Here is a 2637-nt window from a genome sequence, read left to right as displayed (position 1 = left end):
ACTGGCGTGGGATGGCCGGCGCTGGCGATGGTGGCCTCACCGGTGTCCAGGTCCAGCCACATACAGCAGCAGGTGGCGAAGAGCCTGGTGTCCTCGCCGTAATCGGGCCGGGGTTCCGCGCGTCCGCCTCCGCTGCCGGGCGGCCGTTCGCCACTTCCTGGGTTTCACACCACGGCACGGGGTAGGGGCGGTGGTGCGCCAGCCGCCATGTTCCACAGGCTTTCCGCAGGACAGGAATCCCACAGTCTGCCGTACCGAGGGAGTGCCACCGCACCATGACCACCAACCAGGAACCGACGCGGCCGCCTCACCGTCTCGACGAGGTGCCGGGCTGGTTTCCCGTGCTCGACCAGGTGCTCTTCGACTGGTTCCTGGAGCGGCAGGAGACGGCCGGGGTCCGCGGCGACCTATTGGAGGTCGGTGCCTACATGGGCAAGAGCGCCATCTTCATCGGCCGGCACCGGCAGCCGGGTGAGAGGTACACCGTGTGTGATCTCTTCGAGGGCGACGCACCGGACGACGCCAACCGGACCGAGTCGGCGCGCTCCTACAGCGCGCTGACCCGGCACGCCTTCGAGACGAACTACCTCTCCTTCCACGACGAGCTTCCCCGGGTGCTCCAGGGCCCCAGTTCCCTGGTGCGCCCGGAGGTCGAGCCCCGAACCTGCCGGTTCGTGCACATCGACGCCTCCCACCTGTACGAGCATGTGCGCGGGGACATAGAGACCGCCCGCGACCTGCTGCTGCCCGACGGCATCGTCGTCCTCGACGACTTCCGGTCCGAGCACACGCCCGGGGTGGCCATGGCCGCATGGGAGGCCGTGCTCAACCGTGGTCTGCACCTCGTCTGCCTGAGCACGCAGAAGCTCTACGGCACCTGGGGCGATCCCGAACCGGCACAGAAGGACTTGCTGGCCATGGCACGGCAGCGGTCCGACTGCCACGTCAGCGTCCAGGAGGCAGCCGGGCAGCGGATCATCCGGCTGAAGTCCAAAGGTATGGCGCCTCCGGCGTTTCCGCCGTCCAGGTATGCGCCCCGGACCGCCCGGGCGGCGTCCGCGTCTTCGGCGCCGGCCACCGCGCGGTCCGCGCCTCGGCGCGCAAGCCGCGTCCGGCGGCTCGCCGTCGACCTGCTGCCACCGGTCGTCACACGGGCGATACGCAACGCACGCGCGAGAAGGCGCTGACCCCCGAGCACGTCCGCGCAGCCGTCTCGACGTCTCAGTCCCCGCCGCTCCCGTACGGCCTCGTGAGGATCTCCATGTTGTGACCGTTCGGATCTTCGAAGTACGCTCCCCGGCCCCCGTCCCTGTGGTTGATCTCGCCAGGACGTCGGTGGAACGGGTCCGCCCAGTAGGTCAGGCCCGAGTTCCGGATGCGGCCGAATATCGAGTCGAAGTCTTCCTCGGAGACCAGGAAGGCGTAGTGCTGGGGCGTGACCGACTCGGTCGTGTCGAGATAGTCGAGGGTCACCCCGTTCTGGATCTCGACGGGTACGAACGGCCCGTACTCCGGGCGCACCTCGAGCCCCAGGATGTCGGCGAGGAACCGGGCCGAGGTGTGCTTGTCGTGCGCGGCCACGATCGTGTGGTTCAGCTCTACGGCCATGGGTCAGACCTCCTGCCCCATAGATGCCAAGACCACACTCCAGGTTAAGCAGCCACGGGACCCACGACCAACGGTCCGGGATGCTCCCGGGACAGCCAGGTCACCACTCGTCGTAGTCGCGGATCACCCGGAAGCTGCCCACGACGCCGTCGTCATGGAACAGGCCGAAGCCCTGGTTGTCCTGGATGGTGGTGGTGACCACGCCGTTGGTGGCGCCGTGGGGCCCCACGGTGGCGACCGGGGCGCCGTTGTCACAGGTGAAACCGCGGTAGACCTCGACGGTCCACTTGCTGTCGTTGTAGATGCTGAAGCTGCTGGAGCCCAGTCCGCTGGCCGCGGTGACACAGCCCTCACCGGTCGCGGAGTAGGTGCGTTCGTTGAAGTAGATCCTTCCCTGTTCCTCGTAGCCGTGGCCACGTCCGCCGTCGCCCCGGTCGCGGCCCTCGTCCCTGTCTCCGCCCGTGCCCCGGTCCTCGTCCTTCTCTCCGCCCGCGTCCTGGCCGGAGGGGGCCTCGGCAGCGGCGGGCGGCTGGGCTGGCTTGGCCGGCCGCTGAGCGGGGGCGGCCGCCCGGTGCGCGGTCGAGGCGGCCCGGTGGGCGGACGGAGCCGCCGGCGCCGAGTCGGTGGTCGCGGCGTAGGCGATGCCGGCTGCTGCGAGGACTGCCGTGCCTACTCCGGCAGCGGTCACGACGAATTTACGTGGGGGCATGTCACTTCTCCCGGTCTCACGGACGTCGGCCGGACGACCGACCTGCGAGGAACCTAACGAGAGTCAACAATGCTGTCATTTCGGGCATGTCGCCGGTGTGACAGCGTGAGTCCAGGCAGGTGGAAACACGGCGCTCGCCGCATGAGGGCGACGCCGGGAAAGCCGCCGCGGCGCGCGAAGCCGCCTTCGCCCAAGCGCCGCCTCGCTACAGAACCCTCCTTTGAATGTCAAGCAGTGACGCGCCGGGGGTTTCCGACCACCGGAGGCGCTGACGGGTGAGGGGCCGTCAGAAGATCACCTTGACGGACCAATAGTCAGTC

Annotated in this window: 3 protein-coding genes and 1 pseudogene; 1 reads left to right on the top strand and 3 read right to left on the bottom strand. The window is 68.9% G+C overall.

All coding sequences use genetic code 11. The features are described from left to right. A pseudogene (locus ACWDUZ_RS38485) lies at positions 1-80 on the bottom strand (SpoIIE family protein phosphatase); the annotation flags it as partial. Positions 81-275: 195 nt separating this feature from the next. Between ACWDUZ_RS38485 and ACWDUZ_RS38480 the strand changes: the two are divergent. Beyond that, positions 276-1187 (top strand): class I SAM-dependent methyltransferase, encoded by a 912-nt coding sequence (locus ACWDUZ_RS38480; protein WP_451636476.1) that lies wholly within the window; start codon positions 276-278, stop codon positions 1185-1187. 34 nt (positions 1188-1221) lie between these two features. On the opposite strand, the gene ACWDUZ_RS38475 is transcribed toward ACWDUZ_RS38480, so the two are convergent. Together ACWDUZ_RS38475 and ACWDUZ_RS38470 are read right to left on the bottom strand one after the other, a co-directional pair. Further along, the gene (locus ACWDUZ_RS38475) at positions 1222-1608 is read right to left on the bottom strand and encodes a VOC family protein (protein ID WP_451636475.1); all 387 of its coding nucleotides are present in this window, start codon (positions 1606-1608) and stop codon (positions 1222-1224) included. Positions 1609-1708: 100 nt separating this feature from the next. Then, positions 1709-2317 carry a hypothetical protein gene (locus ACWDUZ_RS38470; protein ID WP_451636474.1) on the bottom strand — a complete coding sequence of 203 codons (609 nt, stop codon included), beginning with the start codon at positions 2315-2317 and terminating at the stop codon, positions 1709-1711. Between the last annotated feature and the right edge of the window lie 320 nt (positions 2318-2637).

This window comes from Streptomyces sp. NPDC003393, assembly GCF_053589015.1.
Note: the sequence above shows the minus strand (reverse complement) of the source record. Positions and strands in the feature narration are given on the sequence as shown.

Bases quoted from the DNA above. Each gene is read 5' to 3' on its own strand.
- ACWDUZ_RS38480 (WP_451636476.1), top strand. From the start codon at position 276: ATGACCACCAACCAGGAACCGACGCGGCCGCCTCACCGTCTCGACGAG.
- ACWDUZ_RS38475 (WP_451636475.1), bottom strand. From the start codon at position 1,608: ATGGCCGTAGAGCTGAACCACACGATCGTGGCCGCGCACGACAAGCAC.
- ACWDUZ_RS38470 (WP_451636474.1), bottom strand. From the start codon at position 2,317: ATGCCCCCACGTAAATTCGTCGTGACCGCTGCCGGAGTAGGCACGGCA.